This is a genomic window from Micromonospora foliorum, from assembly GCF_022229015.1.
Taxonomy (GTDB): domain Bacteria; phylum Actinomycetota; class Actinomycetes; order Mycobacteriales; family Micromonosporaceae; genus Micromonospora; species Micromonospora foliorum.
This window is the reverse complement of record NZ_JAKKFF010000364.1, coordinates 1-1,685: the sequence shown is the minus strand read 5'-3', so window position 1 is coordinate 1,685 and position 1,685 is coordinate 1. Positions and strand designations below refer to the sequence as shown.

Below are 1,685 nucleotides of genomic sequence, written 5' to 3'. Positions count from 1 at the left end.
GTGCCCGGGTTTCACCCGTTTGCCCTTCCGCCGCGCACCACCGCCGGTGCCCGCCGGGCCGCCCGCGCCGCCGCGTCACCCCGCCGGATGTGCTCCACCACGCCGAGCAGCCGGGGCATGGGCAGCTTCGGGGCGGCCAGCGGATCGATCGTCCGAGTGGTCACCGACACCCGGGGCGGGGCCCGCCGGATTCGTGGCCGGGCCAGCACCGTGCTGCCGGTGCCGTCCTCCTGCACCGGGGCGTACCCGGCGTCGCGAAGCGCACCCAGCAGCCGACCGACCTGGTACTGCGTGCACAGCACCGTCGGGGCGAGCCGCCGCAGCGCCAACGACTCCAGCCGTCGGTCGGCCAACACCTCACTGATCAGCGTCTCGTCGTCGCTGCGCAGGTACGCCCCGGCCAGGCCGACCCGCAGCCCGCCGTGCTTACGCGCCACGTCGTCGATCAAGTAGGTGAGCCCCTGCGGCACCGGGGTACGCGACCGGCGTCGGAACACGTCGTGCAGGTCGTCGGCCGTGTAGCCCGAATCCAGTGCACGCCGCACGCTCGCCGTGGTGACCCGGTGCACGCTGGCCCCGCCGGCCGACTCCAGCTCGGTCATCGCCTCCAGCTCGACGGCGAGCGCCGGCTCGGGTGGGCCGGGCACCACCACGGTCAGGTCGGCCTGCACCAGGAAGTGGTCGACCGGTGCGGGCAGCAGGGCGTCCAGCGCCCGCGCGGCACTGGACGGGTCGCCACTCTCGACGTCCGCGTGCACGCCCAGCGGGTCGTCACCCCGCTCGTCGGTCGACGTCAGGTCACCCAGCAGCAGCCGACCGTACGAGGTGAGCGCCCCCAGCCCCGTCACGCCCAGCTGCGCGGCCTCGGCCAGCACCTCCCGGTGGGCGGCGTCCCGGCCCCGGCTGCGGCGCGGGGCCCGCCAGTCCAGCAGGTCCTGCACCTCCTCCGGGGTGGGCGCCGTCGCCGGTTCCAGATCGGCGAGCACCGCGAGCACCGCCCGCCGGGTGGCCGGCACGCTGGCCCGCTCGGCCTCGGCGGAGAGCGCGGTGATCGGCCGGTCCCGGTCGTCACGGCGGCCCACCAGCCCCACCTGCCGGGTCATGGTCAGCCACGCTCGGGCGAGCTGCTCCCAGCGTTGGGCCAGCGAGGCGGCCCGCCACACCTCGTACCCGCCGGTCGGCAGCACCTGCTGGTCCGCCCCGTACCGGCCGGTGGTCGCGCCGGGCATCTCCAGCTCACCGAGGAGCCCCGCCGCGTACGCGACCTCCAGCAGCAGCGCTGTGGTCGGTTCGTCCAGCCCGGCGGTACGCGCCAACCGGCGCAGATCCCGCACCCCGATGCCACCCGAACGCAGCACCGGCGCGGGCTCGTCGGCGAGCTGCTCCAGCAGCCCTTCGGTGTTCCGGACCACCTCCATGGTCTGCCCGGCCCCGGCCGAGTCGACCGCCTTCGGCTCACGCGGCGCGGCGGCCACCGGCGGTGGGCTGGTGCGCAGGGGCCCGAGTGGGCCGCTGTCGCGGCGCAGCAGCAGGCCGACCTCGCGGGGCAGCTCCACCGTCCCGCTGGCCGTGGACGAGCCGGTCGTCACCGGGACCAGCAGCCGGTTGTCGACGAGCCACCGCACCGGGGAGCCGGTCGGGGCGCCACCGTTGGTCGGGTCGGAGAGGACCGGGTCCTCCGCGCC

The 1,685-nt window shown here is 76.1% G+C and carries 1 pseudogene; it reads right to left on the bottom strand.

From position 1 onward, the window contains the following. Nucleotides 1-14: 14 nt before the first annotated feature. Nucleotides 15-1,685 (bottom strand): annotated as a pseudogene (locus PSH25_RS24560) (helicase-associated domain-containing protein); the annotation flags it as partial.